This window comes from Nocardioides pelophilus (assembly GCF_014180685.1).
In the GTDB taxonomy this organism is placed as follows: Bacteria; Actinomycetota; Actinomycetes; order Propionibacteriales; family Nocardioidaceae; genus Nocardioides; species Nocardioides pelophilus.
Map to the genome: position 1 here is coordinate 1 of NZ_JACEHF010000308.1, position 1324 is coordinate 1324.

At 70.5% G+C, this 1324-nt stretch carries 1 pseudogene; it reads left to right on the top strand.

Annotation, left to right across the window (positions count from 1 at the left end):
* Nucleotides 1-1324 (top strand): annotated as a pseudogene (locus H0488_RS23280) (hypothetical protein); the annotation flags it as partial.

The window sequence follows — 1324 nt, forward strand, 5'->3', positions numbered from 1 at the left end:
GGTCAACGCCCCGGGCTTCGGGGCGGTCGCCGACATCGGCGCGGTGTCGTCGACTGCGGTGACCAAGCTCGTCCAGGACGGCACCGGCGGCGAGAACATGGTCTCCGAGGTGACCACCACGGTCGGAGACGTGCGGCTGCTGACCGGACTGCTCGGCGGCATCACCATCCGGCTGTCCGACGACGTCGTGACGCGCGCCGAGTCCGACGGCACCACCGGGTCCGCCAGCCGCAGCAACGTGGTGGCGGAGGTGATCGTGGCCGGCGTGACCATCGCCACCATCAACACGCCGGACCAGCTGGTCAACGTGCCTGTCAACCTCGGCCTGGCCAACATCACGCTCCAGGTCGGGCTCGGCACGTTCACCGATTCCTCGGCCGGCGCCGTCGGGACCGGCGCCCAGGACGCGGTGCTCCGTGTCGTCCTGCACGCCGACCTGCTCGGCTTCGACGCCGTCGACCTGACCCTGGCGATCGGTCCCGCGGATGTCTCGGCCACCGCTCCGACGGGTGGGGTCGAGTGCGACGTGGTCGACAGCGACGACGACGGCCTCACCGACGACGAAGAGGGCACCATCGGCACCGACCCCCTCGACCCCGACACCGACAACGACGGCATCAACGACGGCGACGAGGTCGACGGCACCACCAACACCGACTACGGCAACGCCCCCACCGACCCCCTCGACCCCGACAGCGACGACGACGGGCTCACCGACGGCGAAGAGACCGGCACCCACAACACCGACCCCAACGACCCCGACACCGACGACGGCGGAGTGCCGGACGGCATCGAGGTCGACGTCGACGGCACCGACCCCCTCGACGGCACCGATGACCTGGTCGACGACGACGCCGACAACGACGGCCTCACCGACACCGAAGAAGGCACCATCGGCACCGACCCCCTCGACCCCGACACCGACGACGACGGCATCAACGACGGCGACGAGGTCGACGGCACCACCAACACCGACTACGGCAACGCCCCCACCGACCCCCTCGACCCCGACAGCGACGACGACGGGCTCACCGACGGCGAAGAGACCGGCACCCACAACACCGACCCCAACGACCCCGACACCGACGACGGCGGAGTGCCCGACGGCATCGAGGTCGACGTCGACGGGACCGACCCCCTCGACGGCACCGATGACCTGGTCGACGACGACGCCGACAACGACGGCCTCACCGACACCGAAGAGGGCACCATCGGCACCGACCCCCTCGACCCCGACACCGACAACGACGGCATCAACGACGGCGACGAGGTCGACGGCACCACCAACACCGACTACGGCAACGCCCCCACCGACCCCCTCGAC